Source organism: Brevibacterium sp. SMBL_HHYL_HB1 (assembly GCF_018208375.1).
Lineage (GTDB): Bacteria > Actinomycetota > Actinomycetes > Actinomycetales > Brevibacteriaceae > Brevibacterium > Brevibacterium intestinavium.
The window spans coordinates 1680485-1695407 of record NZ_CP062936.1; the positions used below are offsets into that span (position 1 = coordinate 1680485).

General features: G+C 61.9%; 15 protein-coding genes, 2 pseudogenes and 1 other annotated feature. Of the genes and pseudogenes, 10 read left to right on the plus strand and 7 right to left on the minus strand.

Annotation, left to right across the window (positions count from 1 at the left end; translation table 11 throughout):
- Positions 1-2 precede the first annotated feature (2 nt).
- Together IG171_RS07775 and IG171_RS07780 are read right to left on the minus strand one after the other, a co-directional pair.
- Positions 3-1139, minus strand: a complete 1137-nt coding sequence (locus IG171_RS07775; RefSeq protein ID WP_212131124.1) for a hypothetical protein — start codon at positions 1137-1139, stop codon at positions 3-5.
- Between the two features lie 4 nt (positions 1140-1143).
- Positions 1144-2082: a hypothetical protein gene (locus IG171_RS07780; RefSeq protein ID WP_212131125.1), complete on the minus strand. Its 939-nt coding sequence runs from the start codon at positions 2080-2082 to the stop codon at positions 1144-1146.
- Here IG171_RS07780 and IG171_RS07785 point away from each other — a divergent pair.
- Positions 2081-3181, plus strand: coding sequence for a DNA methyltransferase (locus IG171_RS07785; protein WP_212131126.1), 1101 nt, complete (start codon positions 2081-2083; stop codon positions 3179-3181). The two genes, IG171_RS07780 and IG171_RS07785, sit on opposite strands and share 2 nt — an antisense overlap.
- Here IG171_RS07785 and IG171_RS07790 read toward each other — a convergent pair.
- Both IG171_RS07790 and IG171_RS07795 read right to left on the minus strand, forming a co-directional pair.
- Positions 3087-4049, minus strand: a complete 963-nt coding sequence (locus tag IG171_RS07790) for an IS3 family transposase (protein ID WP_349252154.1) — start codon at positions 4047-4049, stop codon at positions 3087-3089. The genes IG171_RS07785 and IG171_RS07790 overlap by 95 nt on opposite strands.
- Positions 3908-4040, minus strand: a sequence feature (AL1L pseudoknot). It overlaps the preceding gene by 133 nt.
- Positions 3998-4309 (minus strand): transposase, encoded by a 312-nt coding sequence (locus IG171_RS07795; RefSeq protein WP_212127336.1) that lies wholly within the window; start codon positions 4307-4309, stop codon positions 3998-4000. Before IG171_RS07795 ends, IG171_RS07790 begins: the two co-directional genes overlap by 52 nt.
- Before the next feature lie 23 nt (positions 4310-4332).
- Here IG171_RS07795 and IG171_RS07800 point away from each other — a divergent pair, with 23 nt between their 5' ends.
- From IG171_RS07800 to IG171_RS07820, 5 genes and pseudogenes are all read left to right on the plus strand, one after another.
- Positions 4333-4653 (plus strand): hypothetical protein, encoded by a 321-nt coding sequence (locus IG171_RS07800; RefSeq protein WP_212131127.1) that lies wholly within the window; start codon positions 4333-4335, stop codon positions 4651-4653.
- A 54-nt stretch (positions 4654-4707) separates the two neighbouring features.
- Complete coding sequence (locus tag IG171_RS07805) at positions 4708-5106, plus strand: hypothetical protein (protein WP_212131128.1); 399 nt, start codon at positions 4708-4710, stop codon at positions 5104-5106.
- Positions 5107-5219: 113 nt separating this feature from the next.
- Positions 5220-5483, plus strand: coding sequence for a glutaredoxin domain-containing protein (locus IG171_RS07810; protein ID WP_212131129.1), 264 nt, complete (start codon positions 5220-5222; stop codon positions 5481-5483).
- A complete protein-coding gene (locus IG171_RS07815; protein ID WP_212131130.1) occupies positions 5480-6202 on the plus strand; it encodes a hypothetical protein in 723 nt (240 codons plus the stop codon). Before IG171_RS07810 ends, IG171_RS07815 begins: the two co-directional genes overlap by 4 nt.
- Positions 6203-6248: 46 nt before the next feature.
- Positions 6249-7161 (plus strand): annotated as a pseudogene (locus tag IG171_RS07820) (IS5 family transposase).
- A 22-nt stretch (positions 7162-7183) separates the two neighbouring features.
- On the opposite strand, the gene IG171_RS07825 reads toward IG171_RS07820, so the two are convergent.
- Positions 7184-7891: a GNAT family N-acetyltransferase gene (locus IG171_RS07825; RefSeq protein ID WP_212131131.1), complete on the minus strand. Its 708-nt coding sequence runs from the start codon at positions 7889-7891 to the stop codon at positions 7184-7186.
- Between the two features lie 393 nt (positions 7892-8284).
- On the opposite strand from IG171_RS07825, the gene IG171_RS07830 reads away from it, so the two are divergent.
- Entirely contained in the window at positions 8285-8509 is a 225-nt protein-coding gene (locus tag IG171_RS07830; protein WP_212131132.1) for a hypothetical protein, read from the plus strand.
- 468 nt (positions 8510-8977) lie between these two features.
- Positions 8978-10137, plus strand: a pseudogene (locus IG171_RS07835) (IS3 family transposase); the annotation flags it as partial.
- 533 nt (positions 10138-10670) lie between these two features.
- On the opposite strand, the gene IG171_RS07845 reads toward IG171_RS07835, so the two are convergent.
- Entirely contained in the window at positions 10671-11588 is a 918-nt protein-coding gene (locus IG171_RS07845; RefSeq protein WP_212131133.1) for an NAD(P)-dependent oxidoreductase, read from the minus strand.
- Positions 11589-11640: 52 nt separating this feature from the next.
- Positions 11641-12483, minus strand: a complete 843-nt coding sequence (locus IG171_RS07850) for a MurR/RpiR family transcriptional regulator (RefSeq protein ID WP_212131134.1) — start codon at positions 12481-12483, stop codon at positions 11641-11643.
- Between the two features lie 134 nt (positions 12484-12617).
- Here IG171_RS07850 and IG171_RS07855 point away from each other — a divergent pair, with 134 nt between their 5' ends.
- Positions 12618-13739, plus strand: coding sequence for a mandelate racemase/muconate lactonizing enzyme family protein (locus tag IG171_RS07855; RefSeq protein WP_212131135.1), 1122 nt, complete (start codon positions 12618-12620; stop codon positions 13737-13739).
- The gene (locus IG171_RS07860) at positions 13723-14889 is read left to right on the plus strand and encodes an FAD-dependent oxidoreductase (RefSeq protein ID WP_212131136.1); all 1167 of its coding nucleotides are present in this window, start codon (positions 13723-13725) and stop codon (positions 14887-14889) included. Before IG171_RS07855 ends, IG171_RS07860 begins: the two co-directional genes overlap by 17 nt.
- Positions 14890-14923 lie beyond the last annotated feature (34 nt).

Consider the following 14923-nt stretch of genomic DNA (forward strand, 5'->3'; position numbering starts at 1 on the left):
TCTCAGCCGTCCTTCCGTGTGTTCGTCTCGTAGGGGTCGCTGTCGAGGGCATGGACGCCGCGCGAGATGCGCCTCTTCCCGCTGAGCACCCCGCGTCCGAGGACGGTGGTGCCGGGGCCTTCGATGATGACCTCATCACCGATGCGCAGATCGCCACTGACCCCGGCCCTGCCCCGGATCACGGCATCGCCGTCGAGTCGGGTGGCCCCGGAGACCTGGGCGCTCTCGATCACCTGGGAGCGCCCCTGGATTCGCGCGTGCCCGGCGACGACCGCGCGGTCGGACACGCGCGCTTCGTCCCCGACCGTCGCCCCTCCGTGGACCCACGCCCCGCCGGAGATCTTCGCCTCGCCGCTGATGATCGCGTGATCTGTGACCTCGGCGTCGTCGGTGACCTCGCAGCCGGGACCGCTGAGGCGGGCCGAGTCGGCAACGAGGGCGCGCCCTGAGACGGTCGCATTGCCGCCGACATGCGCACGGTCCTCGATCCGGGCCTCATCGCGGGCGACGGCATCATCGCAGAGGCTGGCGGTGCCGGACACACGCGCGGCCCCGGAGACCCTGGCCGAGTGGGAGAGGCGTCCGGCCCCGGTCACGCTGCCGGACCCTTCGACCACCGTCGTGTCGAACACGCGGGCGTCGTCGGTGACGCGAGCATCATCCCTGATGCGAGCGAGTCCGCCGACGATGGCCCGACCTCCCACGTAGGCGCTGTCGCTCACGCGCGCCTGCCCGCGCACCTGAGCGCCTTCGGCGACCCACGCGGCCCGGCTGGTGTCCAGGTTCTCGGGGTGCTCCACCCAGCCGCCGAGGTCACCTGCGCGCACGCCGTGCTCGGGGATGTCGCGTGAGGCTCGCACGCGGCGCAGCTGCGGCCACTGGGGGTGGCGCTCATCGGTGACTTCGACGCCGCTGCCGCCCGCATACGGGTCGATCCCGTCATCGGGCAGCAGGACGGGGCCGTCGTCGCGCTGACGGGAGGGAGCATCCGTCGGCTCCTGTGTCTGACGCATCGGCGCGAAGCTCTCGGCGTCTTCGAGGAAGGCCACCTCCCCGTCAGCCACGGCGTGGGCCTTGGCCGCGAACTGGCCAGGGTTGCCCGCCTGCCCCACCTGACCCTTGCGGGTGATCCTCGTCATCGTCTCAGCCGTCCTTCCGCGCGTTCTGATCGGCGGGCACGTCGGTGCGCTCGTAGACGACGAGCGGCACGTCGTTCTCATTGCAGACGATGATGCGCCCGCCGTCGTCGGTGTAGGCACGGCTGCCGCCCCAGCCGAGTTTCGAGTGGGCGGGAAGGCCGCCGTCTGCCGGTCTGTGCTCGAGGGTCTGCTCATGCGGTGTCTGCTTGATCACGCGCATGTTCTCGGTCTCGCACCCGGTGCGGGGTCCGATGGCGATGCGGCGGGTGACTTCGGCTCCGACCGGCAGGCGACGGCGGGCCTCGGCGGCGGTGATGCGCTCGCAGTCGCGGCCCACGCGCTCGCCGCGCAGCTGCTCATAGCCCTTGCGCACTCCCATTGCTGAGTTCTCGAAAGCCACCGGGGAGATGTTCGAGCCGAACTCCTGCCCGTACTCGGCATTGGCCCGTCCAGCTGCGAGCTCCGCCTGCGCTTCATCCCAACCCTCATCCCCGCTGGCGGCGTGGCGGACAAGGGCTTCCTGGCATTGGTAGCGGGCGCGAGCGGCGCGCTCTTCGGCCCGCTTGATGCGGCGGCGATACTCAGCAGCCTGGCTCGACGCCAGCGGCAGCTCCTGGAGGGCCTCCCGTGCCCTCTCCACTTCAAGACCCGCGCTATGGACTTCCTGCCTGGCGGCGTACCACTGGGCGCGGGTGTAGTCAGTCGGGATGACGAACGGGTTCGCGGGGCCGGGCACGGGGCGACCGCGCCCTTCAACCGGGGCGAAGCCTTCCGTGTCTTCGAGGAAGGACACTTCCCCGTCGGCCTCGGCGTGGGCCTTGGCCGCGAACTGTCCGGGGTTGCCCGCCTGCCCCACCTGGCCCTTGCGGGTGATCTTCTGCGCGCTGCTCATACTCACGATGTGGGCGGCTGCCACAGGTACGAGCACCACACAGGCATCCATGACCGACATCCTGCTCGACGGAGAACCGGCAGGTGCCGACCTGCTCGCACTCGAAGGCGACAACCTCACCTCCCTGGAGAGGCTCGACGGCATCGAGTCGCAGGCGGGCATCGTCTACCTCGACCCGCCCTACAACACCGGCTCCTACGACCGGACGTACCGAGATGCCTTCGGCAGCGGCTGGGAGGCGTTCATGCGGCCCCGGCTGGCCGCGTCTCGCGCGCTCCTGGCCCCCACGGGTGTCCTCATGGTCTCCATCGGAGAGGCTGAGCACCCGCGTCTGCGCCTGATGCTCGACGAGATGTTCGGGGTGAAGAACCGGCTGGCCACGCTCATCTGGTCCAGCGGCGGACGCAATGCGGGCCGGTTCACCTCCGGGGTGGACTATCTGCTCGTCTACGCCCGCGACAGGCGGGCCTATGAGGCCACCGGCCACACCTGGCGGGTGCCCAGGCCCGGCGTGCGCGCGCTGCTGGCGGCAGGCGCAGATGCCTGGGACAGGCACGCGCCCGATCATCTGGCCGCCTCGCGGGCGCTGTCGGCGTGGTGGTCGAAGAATCGCGGTGATCTGCCTGCCGGGCTGCGCTTCTACCTGCGCATCGACGATTCGGGGCGCGTCTACCGCACATCGGATCCCGGCAGCAGGAATCCGGCCAACCCGAACCGCTATGACATCCTCCATCCGACCACCGGACGGCCCTGCCGGATGCCGGTCAACGGCTGGGCCGGTCCCCCGGACACGCTGCGCGCCTGGCAGAAGGAGGGTCGTCTGCGCTTCGGTGCCGATCACACGACGACCCCGCAGTACGTGCGCTATCTCGATGAGGGCGTGGTGCAGGCTCCCGATCCGGTCATCGTGTCCTTCCGGCAGTCGGCATCGAAGCACGTCGCCGAGCTGGTCGGTCATCGTGAGGTCGGCACACCGAAAGACCACCGGGTGCTCGCCGAGTGGTTCTCCATTGTCAAGTCCCGGGTTTTCTGGAGGCTGAACGTTCGTTCAGTTATTAGGCCGCCGAAGTCTGCAGGCTCGTGTAGTGGGCTGCTTCGATCTCGGCGGGAGTCTGATAGTCAAGCATCGAATGCAACCGTTCGGTGTTGAACCAATGCACCCACTCAGCCGTCGCGGCCTCGAGATCGTTGCGACCGGACCAGGGGCCGTCGGTGAAGACGAGTTCGTATTTGTATAACGAGTTCAGCGCTTCGGCCATGGCATTGTCGTAACTATCGCCGATCGATCCCACCGACGCCACTGCCTCGGCCTCAGCCAGTGCCTGGGTGTAGCGCAGAGCCCGATACTGCACCCCTCTGTCCGAGTGGTGGGTCAGCCCTACAACGTCGTGACCTGCACGTTTACGGCCCCATATGCCCATATTCAAAGCATCGAGAGCCAGATCGGTATACATTCGCGTCGAGGTCTGCCAGCCGATGATCATTCGAGAGAATACGTCGAGGACGAACGCGACGTAAACGAAGCCGGCCTCAGTGGGAACGTAGGTCAGATCCGCGACCCAGAGACGGTTCGGCTCCGCAGCGGTGAAGTTACGTTTGACGAGGTCAGCCGGTCGTTTCGTCTCGGGACCGGGCTTCGTCGTCCGCGGGAACTTCCCTCTCACAACACCCCGGATGCCCAACTCATTGCACAATCTCTCGACCGTGCACCGGGCCACGGGGCCGTAGGTCCTTGTGAGTTCGGCGTGGATCTTGCGGATGCCGTAGACCTTGTTGCGGCGGTGAGTGTGGATAGCCATGATCCTTTCTTTGAGCACCGCATCTCGCTGGGCTCGAGCGCTGACCGGACGGGTCTTGAAGGCATAGTACGTTGATGGGGCGATGCTCAGGCCCAGGTCCTGGCGCAGGACCTGACAGATCGGTTCGATTCCCCACCTGTGCTTGTTCTCGTCGATGAAGGCGACGATTACTTCTGTAGGCGGTCGAACTCCGCCTTGCCGAAAAACGCGGTCGCTGATCGGAGGATGTCGTTGGACTTCCGCAGCTCCCGGTTCTCCTTCTCCAGCCGCCGGATCCGTGCCTGGACGTCCTCGGTCTCGACGGGCAGGTTGGCTGCTTCGGCTTTCTTGACCCAGTTGCGCAGGGCTTCCTTGTTCACATCGGTCTGCTCGGCAATGCGGGCGATGGCACCGTTTCGAGTCTCTGGGTCGGCGCGGGCCTCGAGAGCCAGTCGAGTGGCTCTCTCACGTACTTCTGGTGGATATTTCGAGGTAGGCATGATGAGTTGAGGGTAGTCCTTTCTTGGGTAACCGCACACCCTCCATCAAACCAAGGACGAATCACATCGTCTGCCCGACGGAGGACCCCCTCATCGTGGACCTCTTCGCCGGTTCCGGCTCGACCGGGGATGCGGTCGTGAGCATGAACCGCGCTGATGGCGGCTCTCGTCGCTGCCTGCTGCTGTCCATGAACGAGGTGCCTGTGCGCAAGCGCCGAGAGCTCACAGCCGCCGGTCTGGCTGAGGGCGATGAGGACTTCGAGGCGTGGGGCATGTTCCGGCGCACGCTCATGCCCCGCCTGCAGGCTGTCGGCGGTGACTGGAGGTTCGTTCTCGAGCGCTGACGCTCGCGCCTCCGACAGGCTGCGCGTACACGCACCTGAGTGAGGAGACACACCATGCCCGGCACCGACGCCACAGCCACCACCTATTCGCGGACCGTCACGACCCCCGCCGGTGAAGACTTCACCCTCATCGCGGACAGCCCGCTCGGGATCGTCCAGGAGGCGGGAAGGGTCGCCGAGACCACGAGCATCGAGGGTCTGGCCGATGTGCTCACCGATCCCGAGTTCGAGCGCGACCTCCTGGCTCGCGCCGTCTTCACCATTGAGGCCGAGAGTCTGGTCGCTGAGTTCGCCCGCACCCTGGCATCGGTGGACAACCCGGAGTTCGCCGCTGATGAGACGGTCGGCTTCGATCAGCTGATGACCCTGCCGAGCGTGCGTGATGCCGTCGAGGCCCTGCGCCACGTCTTCGCCGACCGCTCGCTGGAGGTGGTCCGCCAGCAGCTGCCCTGAGTTCGATCCTCGGGCATCTGTTTGCCGCTGGCGGCACCTTGCCGCCCACATGAAGGGTAGACCCCTCCTGCTGGTATCCGCAGGAGGCTGACACCTCTTGTGGAAGGATGCTCGTGGAGCCCATCACCATCTACACCGGACCTGCCTGCCCCGCCTGCCGTCGGACGAAGATGATCCTCGACGACAGCGGACTGGACTACCGCGAGATCGACGTGGCCGACCGCCCCGAGATCGTCGAAGAGCTGCGGGCTGGTGGCTTCGCCCAGCTGCCGGTCGTCTTCGTTCCCGGCATGGCCCCGTGGTCTGGTCTGAGGCCGGACATGCTCGTGCGCGTCAAGGCCGCATTCGCCCAGTCGAATGAGGCGAAGGCCGGATGAGCGTCGCATTCGACGAGTCGAAGCACTGCCGTGGCGGGGATGGGCGCTTCGCACGCAGGGCGCACGCGGCGGCCGAGGCGGAAGTCGGCTTCGGCGACATGGAGGATGAGCAGACAGCCCCCGCCTCCCCGTCCGGAGAGCCCGCCTGCCTGGCGGTGCCATCGGCGGCGAATCTGCCACTGGCGGCCAACCATCCGCACCTGCCGCACACGGTGCGCTTCGGCCATGAGTCCGACCGCGTGGTCACCGTCGTCCGCGAGGGACGCGAAGAGGCGTACCTCATGCCCAATGACGTGCTGATGAGCCGCGAGATGGAGCGCGTGCGCGAGTCCAAGCGCACCGGTAGGCCACGCGAGCCGATGACCTTCACCGATGAGGAGCTGGCCGCCTACCCGCCCGCGCCCCTGCAGTCGCCGATCCGCAGGCCCGAGCCGCGCCTGCGTGACTTCGACATCGAGCGGGTGCCGAAGAACCGTCGAGCCGCCGTCGAGCGCGAGCTCGATCGCGAACTGGTGTGGCTGCCGAGGAAGGCCGATGGGACGCCGGGGACCATCCGCAACGAGATCGCCTCCGGCAGGATCGTCGGCCTGGACCGGACGGGCGGGCAGGCGTCCCTCCGGCGCACCTCGATCCCGGAAGGCAGTTCCCAGGCGGCGGAAGACTCCTCGCACAAGACCATCGGCGTCTCGAAGTCGCTGCTGAACGCCTTCCGGGCCTAGGGCGTGTCTCCTTTATTGACCATTCCAGCACTGACACGGTGGTGTTGTGACTACGAAGCAACGACATCAAGTCTTCACTGATGAGCAGTGGGAGAAGATTGAACCACTGTTGCCCTCGAATGTCGGCAAAAGAGCCCGACCGTTTGAGAACAACCGTCGAATCGTCGAGGGAATCGTCTACCGCTACCGTGCCGGCATCGCCTGGCGCGATCTGCCCCGTGAGCACTTCGGACCGTGGCAGACGGTATGGAAACGTCACCGCCGCTACGCCGCCGACGGCACCTGGGACCGGGTGCTGGCTCACGTACTATCCGATGCTGACGCTGCCGGTGACATCGACTGGAACGTCTCCGTCGATGGCACCATCAATCGTGCCCACCAGCATGCAACGAACACGACGCGCCCTGACCAGGACACAGGGGGCTACGTCGAATTACAAGAATCTGCCCGATCAGGAGTGTGAGCCGGCAGGGCATGGCATCGGTCGCTCGCGTGGTGGGCTGACGACGAAGATCCATCATGCCGTCGACGGCAATGGCCGGCCCCTGGCTGTGGTGGTCACCGGCGGGCAACGTCACGACGGGGTGATTCTGCCGCAGGTGCTTGCCGACATTCGAGTGCCCCGGGCTGGTGGCGGTCGTGAGCGTACGCGTCCGGATGCCGTTCTGGCTGATCGTGCTTATGGGTCCCGGGCGAATCGCGAGTACTTGCGTTCGCGTGGCATTCGGGCAGTGATTCCGGAGAAGAAAGACCAGGTCGCGAGCCGAAAGAGACGCGGGAGTAGAGGTGGGCGGCCGCCGACGTTCGATGCTGGTGCCTATCGGAACCGCAACGTCGTGGAACGCTCGTTTGCCTACGTCAAGCAATGGCGAGGATTAGCAACGCGCTACGACAAGCTCGCGATCACGTATCGAGCGGCTGTCGTGATCAGCGCGATCGTGACATGGCTACGCCGATAAAGGAGACACGCCCTAGTCCGAGTCACTGATCCACAAGATCTTTCGGATCTCCGCACACGTCACATACCAATCGTCCACCCTCTTCAGCCACAAAGTGCAGAGGCTCCTCACACCTGGAGCAACGCATCAAATCCTCAAACATCGGCCATGTGTCGATATAGAACCAGTGCCCGTTGACTTCTTTGACATGGTTCAGCGGCACATTCGCTGGGCTACGGACAGGAAGGCCCTGGTTCCGTTCAGTCACCACAGCTCCGAATCGGCGGTAGAAGTCCGCAGACCCCGTGCGTTCATCGACGAACCCGTCGAGATAACGCGCCCGTTGCTGAAATGAGTGGTTGGCGGCCCAATCTAAGAGGTCTCGGCCCAGCCCCTGCCCCCGGAATTCCTCAGCCACAAACATCCCTGCCAGTACCCTGTGGAAGGAAGCCATAATCCGCGCCTGCTCTTCGTTCTCGTTCACCAGCTCGTCAAAGTATGGAGTCTCGACGATGGCGGCACCGTAAAGTTCCGAATTACTGGTATCAGTCAGGGCGAGAACCGTACTCGCCTGTGGTGGCTCACTCACTCCGTCGAACAGTCGATCCAACTTGTGCTGTTGGCGGTCGTTATAGTCCCGAATCCAATCAACATTGCCGTCGAAGCCGATAATGTTCCGGCCAGCGACCTTGTGCACCATTTCGATACCTCGAGGGTGAAGGACTTGAACGTGTTTCATCTCTGCGGTCATCGCTCTGTCTCCAATCAACATCGATCAGTTCAAGGGGCCAGTTGCTCCCTGTAATCCACTCTAACGGCCAGGAGGGGCACGCGCGTTACGAACCAAATCAGCGCGGATCTGAAGGGATGATCAGCAGGAGAGACCCATCATTGATGACTTACTACTTGCCGCAATGAGACTCTAGGTCTGTGAACAGACATATCAAATCAGGAGGAACGATGGCAGCAGAGGACGTCTTAGACAGCGTAAAGAGGCTGGAAGACCAGCTAATCCGGGCGACACGGTTCGAAGGAATTTCCCGAGCGATCTCCCTCATTGGCCTCGCGATCATCGGCATTGGCGCGCCGCTAGCGATTGCTGCGTACAGCATGCAAATGACGGGGGGCGATCGCAGCGGCCGAGATGGACGAGAAGTATGAGAACGACCCACCAAGCGAAGTTGTCGGCGCGTTCAATCACCTGTGGGGCCAGATCGATTCCGCTATGGGAACCGGTGTAGTGATCGCCCTCATTGCGGGCGCAATCGCATTGATTGGTGGGGTCGCCCAGGCCTGTTTCCGGAGCAAGGCGCTGCGAGCAGAGTTGGAACGCGAACGGCAGCTCACTGTGCAGGGCACCCCTGATTGAGCGAATCCAGCAGAACGGCCGAGTTCAAGGAAGCACCTGAATAGTGCGTTCGTAAACGATCGTTTCCGCGACGTCCCATCTACACCGTTGTGCTTCCGCGTCCCATGTAGAGATGCCTTCTACTTTGTACAGAGACTCGGATACATTGGTTACGGGAATTTTGCGGTTCGGGGTCGCTACCTGAGCTGTCTCAGGCGCGCAGGCGAAACCCGAAAGGATCGACGAACCTATGACGAATCAATCCACTGACTCAACGGCAAAGGCATCACATCCGCGGCGAATGAACAATTACGACGCCTTCGCCGCCGCCTACTCAGCAGAGAACGACGACAGCCTCGCTAACGCCTACTATGAGCGACCAGCAATGCTCAACCTTCTCGGAAGCGTTACGGGGCGTAAGGGACTGATGCAGGGTTAGGTGACATCTAGTCTGGCTTGTTTGAAAGCAAGTCTGGAAGGATGGACACCATGCCACAGCCCTACCCGAAAGAATTCCGCGACGACGTCATCCGCGTCGTCCAGACCAGGGATTCTAAGACAACGATCGGACAGATCGCCAAGGACTTCGGAGTCCACGAAGGCACCATCAACAAATGGATCCGCCAAGCAGACATCGATGCCGGCAACAAACCCGGCAACACCAGCGACGAGTCCGCCGAACTACGAGAGATGCGTCGGCGCAATCGTCTGCTTGAGCAGGAGAACGAGGTCCTGCGCCGCGCGGCCGCCTATCTGTCACAGGCGAACCCTGCTGATCAATTGTGCTCTACCCGCTCGTGAGAGAGCTCGCCGCCGACGGGATCCCCGTCGCGGTGTCGTGCCGGGTCTTGAAGCTCTCACGCCAGCCCTACTACCGATGGCTGGCAGCGCCTGTCCCTGAAGCTGAGGTGAATGAGGCGTATCGGGCCAACGCCTTGTTCGATGCCCATGCCGATGACCCGGAGTTCGGGTACCGGTACCTGGCCGATGAGGCCGAGGCTGCCGGCGAACCGATGGCGGTTCGCACCGCGTGGCGGCTGTGCTCGGCCAACTCGTGGTTCTCGGTCTTCGGAAAGGCCCGAGCCAAGAACGGCAAGCGGCCGGGACCGGCCGTCCACGACGACCTGTGCGTGGTTGTCGATGCCGATGGGCGCACCCGTCACGAGTTCCGAGCCGATGGACCGAATCAGCTGTGGTTGACCGACATTTCAGAGCACCATACGAATGAGGGCAAGCTGTACCTCTGCGCGGTCAAGGACGCCTACTCCTCGCGCATCGTCGGCTACTCCATCGGGGCCCGAATGAAGGCTCGGTTGGCTGTTGATGCCCTCGAGATGGCTGCGACCAGGCGCGGTGACGTGGCTGGATGCGTGACGCACAGCGATCGCGGAAGCCAATTCCGGTCGAAGAAGTTCACCCGTGCTCTGGCCCGCCACGGCCTGGTCGGATCGATGGGCAGGATCGGCGCGGCCGGCGATAACGCGGCCATGGAATCGTTCTTCGCTCTATTGCAGAAGAACGTTCTCGACCGTCGCAGGTGGACCACTCGCGACCAGCTGAGAATCGCGATCGTGACGTGGATTGAGCGGACGTATCACCGACGTCGCCGACAAGCCCGGTTGGGTCGATTGACACCAGTAGAGTACGAAGCAATCATAGAGCCAAGCTGCTCTCGCAGCATGACACTCACGCTGTCACCCTTCTTTGCATCAGTCCCCTCGACTCCGAACTTGTTTTTGTGCTCGTCGATGTACGAGCAGATCACCTCGATGGGCGGTCGAGCTCCGCGGCGAAAAAGTCGACTTCAGGATTTGATTGGCTCGGCGCAGCTCGCGGCCTTCCTTTCCGAGGTCCTTGATGCGCTCGGCTTCGGCTGTGGTCGTGCCTGGCCGGTCGCCGGCGTCGGTCTGTGCTTGGTTGGCCCAGGAGCGCAGTGTTTCGGGGTTGACGCCGAGTTGGTCGCCAACCCGGCGGAAGAGGCCCCGCCGTGAGCTGCGATCGGCTTCGAGTGCGTCGAGGACCATGCGGGTCGCTCGCTCGCGGAGCTCGATGGGGTATTTACGTTGGTTGGGCATGACAGGGAAGTCCTTTCCGTGGCTTCACTGTCTCCATTATTCCCGCGGCGATTCAGGTGGTCGCATTGGACCCCGTGAAGAATTCGTCTTGGTCTCTCCCTGTCTGCTCAGTACCCGTGATGAATGTCTACCTGGCCGATTGGCGTATCGCCGCGCTTGATGCGGACGAAATTTTCAACGATCCGTTCTCTGAGAAGAGGGCGGATGATCTCTGGAGTGTCGGCTGTGTGTGGTGTCACGAGACAGTTCGGAAGCGACCACAAAGGGTGACCTTCTGGTAAAGGCTCTGGGTCAGTGACATCGAGACCGGCGCCGAAGATTCGACCATGAGTCAACGCATCGAGGAGCGCTCCGTGATCGATGATCGAACCTCGTGCTACGTTGACAACGACTGCTTCGGCAGGGAGCTGCTCAAGTTGCGCTGTCCCTATCATATATCTGGTCAGCGGAGTTGCCGCAGCAGCTACGGCGACGACCTGACCTCTCTGGAGAACTTCATCCAACTGGTCAAACGTGACCGTCTCGTCGGCACCATTGAAGTTCTCAGCGGTGCGTCGTACCACGGTGACGTGCGTGTCGAACATCTTGTAGAGACGCACCAATTCAGCTGCAACACCTCCAGCTCCGATGACCACGCAGCTGCGTCCGTTGAGTGTTGAACCGGACCTTCTACCCCAGCTCGTGGCAAGAGATCGGTCCTTGAACTGACGAAGTACAGCCAGTGTCAGTGCGAGGCCATGTTCGCCCACTGGCTTTGCGTATGCGCCTTTGGCTGAGGTCCATTCGACGTGCGGATGTTCTTCGATCAGCCCCTGATACTTCTCCACACCCGCAGAGGGCAGTTGCACCCACGCCACCTTTGGGTTCTGTTCCAACGCCGTCTCCAACTGGTGTCGAGCCGGTGCCCTGTGGAGGATGAATCCGTGTGCATCGGACGCTCCCTGAGTGATGACTGCACCCTGTTGTTCGAGGGCATGATTGAGTTCCGTGTCGTTGCCGGGCATGAGAAGTAGCCGTTCGACCATTGTGTCTCCCATTTGCTGTGATGAGGTGAATCCGGTTGGCGGAGATAGCGGTTCAGGGACTGAGATTCTCTCGCAGTTCTTGGATAGTTGTTCGCACACCCAACGCTTCCTCAGGTCTCCTTCGAACTTGTTCGGCGATGAGGACATCGCAAAATGCCCAAGCCGTGACTGATTCTGACGCTGCCTCGCCGAAAGTGAGCGGCAGGTCAATCTTGCGAAGATCTGCCAGACTTCGGGGAAGGTCATCAGGCGTCACTACTGTCGTATCAAGTGCCCGAGGGGCGGCGTGAGAGAGGAAATTCTGCACATCGGGGAAAATCCGACGTGGAGCCAGTACCAAGAGAATGTCGTCCGACGTCACTCTGTAGACGGCATCGGCGTTGGTATGACCAGAGCCTGTCAACTCTGAGGCTTGAATTCCTAAACGCCGCAGTTCAAGGCACAGGTATTGAGAGATGTGAAAGGCGGTTCCAAGACCGTAGACGAGCACTCGCTTGGCGTCCGCAATCGCTCCTGAAAGAGCAGCGAGTGCGTACGGATCAAGCATGTCCTTCAAGCGGAGGAGCAGAGTCACCGCGGAGGAGAGAACGGCGTCGAACGGTGCGTCGGCACCATGATTGCCAGCACTGACATTCAGTGCCTCCAGTCGAGCTTGGGTGATTCCGCTCAGCGTCTGCGTGGTTTCGACTTTGCGCGCATAAGCGAGCTTCATCTCTTTCGTTCCGCTGAACCCGAGCTTTTTGGCAGCCCGGGCGACTGTGGCCTCGCTCGTCGATGTGGCCTTTGCAATGGCGGCAGCCGAATTGGTGGCGAAGAACAACGGATCCTGATCGGCGAATTCAACCAGCCGGCGTTCCTGCTTGCTCAGCACTGCATCTGATCGTTCGACCTCCATGTGATCATTCTGCCACGACCTTCGCATAAAAATGAAGGCTTTTCTTCCTCTTGCGCTTTCATGAAGGTTTTTTTACACTTGACTCAAGCCTCCGGTGGGGGTTGTCGAATGACTGAGGAAGCGATTGACCAGATATGAAAATCACTGAAATGCGTTCATGGGACCTACTCATCCCTTATGCCGAGCCGTTTCGTCCCTCTTGGCAGCCGGGCGTCGTGCGCAAAGACCGAGAGTTCACGCTGGTAGCCGTTACGGTAGAGGACGGCACTGTCGGCTACGCTGGAGTCGATCAGTTCCGTAGCAGCGAAGTAAAGCGTTACGTGGAGCCGTATCTGCTCGGTGAGTCTGTGTACGACGTGGAGCACCATGCCGAAACCTTGCGCAATGCTGGATTTTGCTGGTTCATTGATATGGCGCTGTGGGACATTATCGGAAAATTGACGAACAAGCCCATCCACGAAATTTGGGGCCGGGTGAGGGACTCAGTTCCGGCTTATGCCAGTACAGGAGCGCGCGGTAACCCCGATGAGCGTGCTGAGCTCATCCGCCACTACCGCGACCAGGGCTTCAAATTCGCCAAATTCCGTTTCGGCAACGAGGACCTCAAAGACGACCTGGCAATTTATGACGCGGTGCATGCGGCGGCACCTGAGCTTGGTCTCATGATTGATGCCAATCAAGCGACGAATCTGCCGCGCAAAGACCATCCGCTACGTTGGGATCTCAACCGAGCGCTCCAAACCGCTCGCGAACTTCACGACCGCGGATGCCTATGGTTGGAAGAACCCTTGCCGCGCTACAACGTCGAAGACTTGGTGCGCCTGCGCGAATGCAGCGATATTCACATCGCTGGTGGTGAGAAGAACCGAGGGTTGCACGAGTTCCAGGTGCTTATCAACGCCGGTGCCTATGACATCATTCAACCTGATCCGGCGATGTCTGAAGGAATGTCACAGCTGCGCAAGATCGCTGCAGCATCTGAGATGTGGAATCGCCATTTCATTCCCCATCATGGTTTGAGCGGGCTAGGGTTGGCCGCCAGTCTTCAGCTGTGCCTGACTACTCCGGGTCTCAAGTATCTAGAAATGATGTATGAGCCTCCGACTCGTACCCTCGAGACTTATCAGCAGCTCGGCGGAATCATCACCTCGACCATCTGGATCGACGATGATGGCTTGGTCCATGGCTGCGAGGAGCCTGGCCTCGGCGTCAGCATCGATGAATCCAAGATTGACCAGTATGTTGTCCGCAGCTGAAACACCACAGATCGATGCTCGGTTTGCCGTGGTGGGACTCGGAGCTGTGGGAAGCGCAGTTCTGTGGCAACTCGCAGAGCAGACCAATGGCGATGTCATCGGCATCGAAAAGAGCCACCTCGCCAACGATCGGTGCGCAGTCGGCGGAGATACTCGGCTCTTTCGTGTTGCGTATAAGGAAGGCGCCGAATTCAGCACCTTGCTGACTGAGTCTCGTCGGTTACTACTCGAACTCAACGCCTCATCCGCATCACCGGTGTTTCACCCGTGCGGCGCGCTCACAATTGGTGATCGGGACAAAGAGTACATGGACACCTTGCTTAAGAGCGTCCAAGAAGCAGGGGCAGAGCATGAGGTTCTGGACCCGACCGCATTGCGGCGTCGCTACCCCCAGCACGGGACTCTGGACTCTGATATCGGACTGTTCGATCCAGCCGGAGGGCTCATTCGGACGAATACTGCCGTCCTGGCGGCAGCCGAAAGAGCAAGCCAACATGGTGCGCGCATTCGAACGGGCGAATCGGTGACCGCTCTGACTCCAATTCGCGCCGGTGTCCGCATCACGACAACCAATACCGAGTACACGGTGGAGAAGGCAATCATCGCCACAGGGGCGTGGTCACGTGATCTCCTCCCCGGCCATTTTGCCGATCACATGTACCCCGGACGCATCATCCTGACATGGTGCAGTGCACGGAACCCGAGCGAGTTCACGCCTGATCGGTTTCCCGTCTTCATCCGTGACTCGGAAGGCACGCACATGTTCGGAACTCCGACGGTCGATGGCGACATGGTCAAGATCTCAGGAGTGATCCCGGATCAGGAAGTTTCTAATCCCTCAGGGCTGCGGCGCGAGCTGTCGGAAGAAGAGCGGTTGCAGATTCTGGCTGCTGTGGAAAAGTTCTTCCCGAGCGTGTATCCCAGCATCGTGCGCGCCGATGCCTATCCTGATCTCTTCAGCGAGGATATGAAACCGCTGGTTGGTGAAGTGTCTGAGTCGAAAGGCGTCTACTTGGCCACTGGCTTCTCAGGGCGAGGATTCAAGATGGCCACCGGAGTGGGGGCAGCGATTGCTCGCAGCGTACTGTCGGGACAGCAGGAATCTGCGTTAGAGTTCGCCTGTCCAGCCCGTTTCACTGATGTTGAGTAGGCGAACAGGATCGGAAATGTGAACGAGTGCTCAC

Coding starts and splice junctions, on each gene's coding strand:
- IG171_RS07775 (WP_212131124.1), bottom strand. CDS start 1,139: ATGACGAGGATCACCCGCAAGGGTCAGGTGGGGCAGGCGGGCAACCCT.
- IG171_RS07785 (WP_212131126.1), top strand. CDS start 2,081: ATGACCGACATCCTGCTCGACGGAGAACCGGCAGGTGCCGACCTGCTC.
- IG171_RS07780 (WP_212131125.1), bottom strand. CDS start 2,082: ATGGATGCCTGTGTGGTGCTCGTACCTGTGGCAGCCGCCCACATCGTG.
- IG171_RS07795 (WP_212127336.1), bottom strand. CDS start 4,309: ATGCCTACCTCGAAATATCCACCAGAAGTACGTGAGAGAGCCACTCGA.
- IG171_RS07805 (WP_212131128.1), top strand. CDS start 4,708: ATGCCCGGCACCGACGCCACAGCCACCACCTATTCGCGGACCGTCACG.
- IG171_RS07815 (WP_212131130.1), top strand. CDS start 5,480: ATGAGCGTCGCATTCGACGAGTCGAAGCACTGCCGTGGCGGGGATGGG.
- IG171_RS07825 (WP_212131131.1), bottom strand. CDS start 7,891: ATGACCGCAGAGATGAAACACGTTCAAGTCCTTCACCCTCGAGGTATC.
- IG171_RS07830 (WP_212131132.1), top strand. CDS start 8,285: ATGGACGAGAAGTATGAGAACGACCCACCAAGCGAAGTTGTCGGCGCG.
- IG171_RS07845 (WP_212131133.1), bottom strand. CDS start 11,588: ATGGTCGAACGGCTACTTCTCATGCCCGGCAACGACACGGAACTCAAT.
- IG171_RS07850 (WP_212131134.1), bottom strand. CDS start 12,483: ATGGAGGTCGAACGATCAGATGCAGTGCTGAGCAAGCAGGAACGCCGG.
- IG171_RS07855 (WP_212131135.1), top strand. CDS start 12,618: ATGAAAATCACTGAAATGCGTTCATGGGACCTACTCATCCCTTATGCC.
- IG171_RS07860 (WP_212131136.1), top strand. CDS start 13,723: ATGTTGTCCGCAGCTGAAACACCACAGATCGATGCTCGGTTTGCCGTG.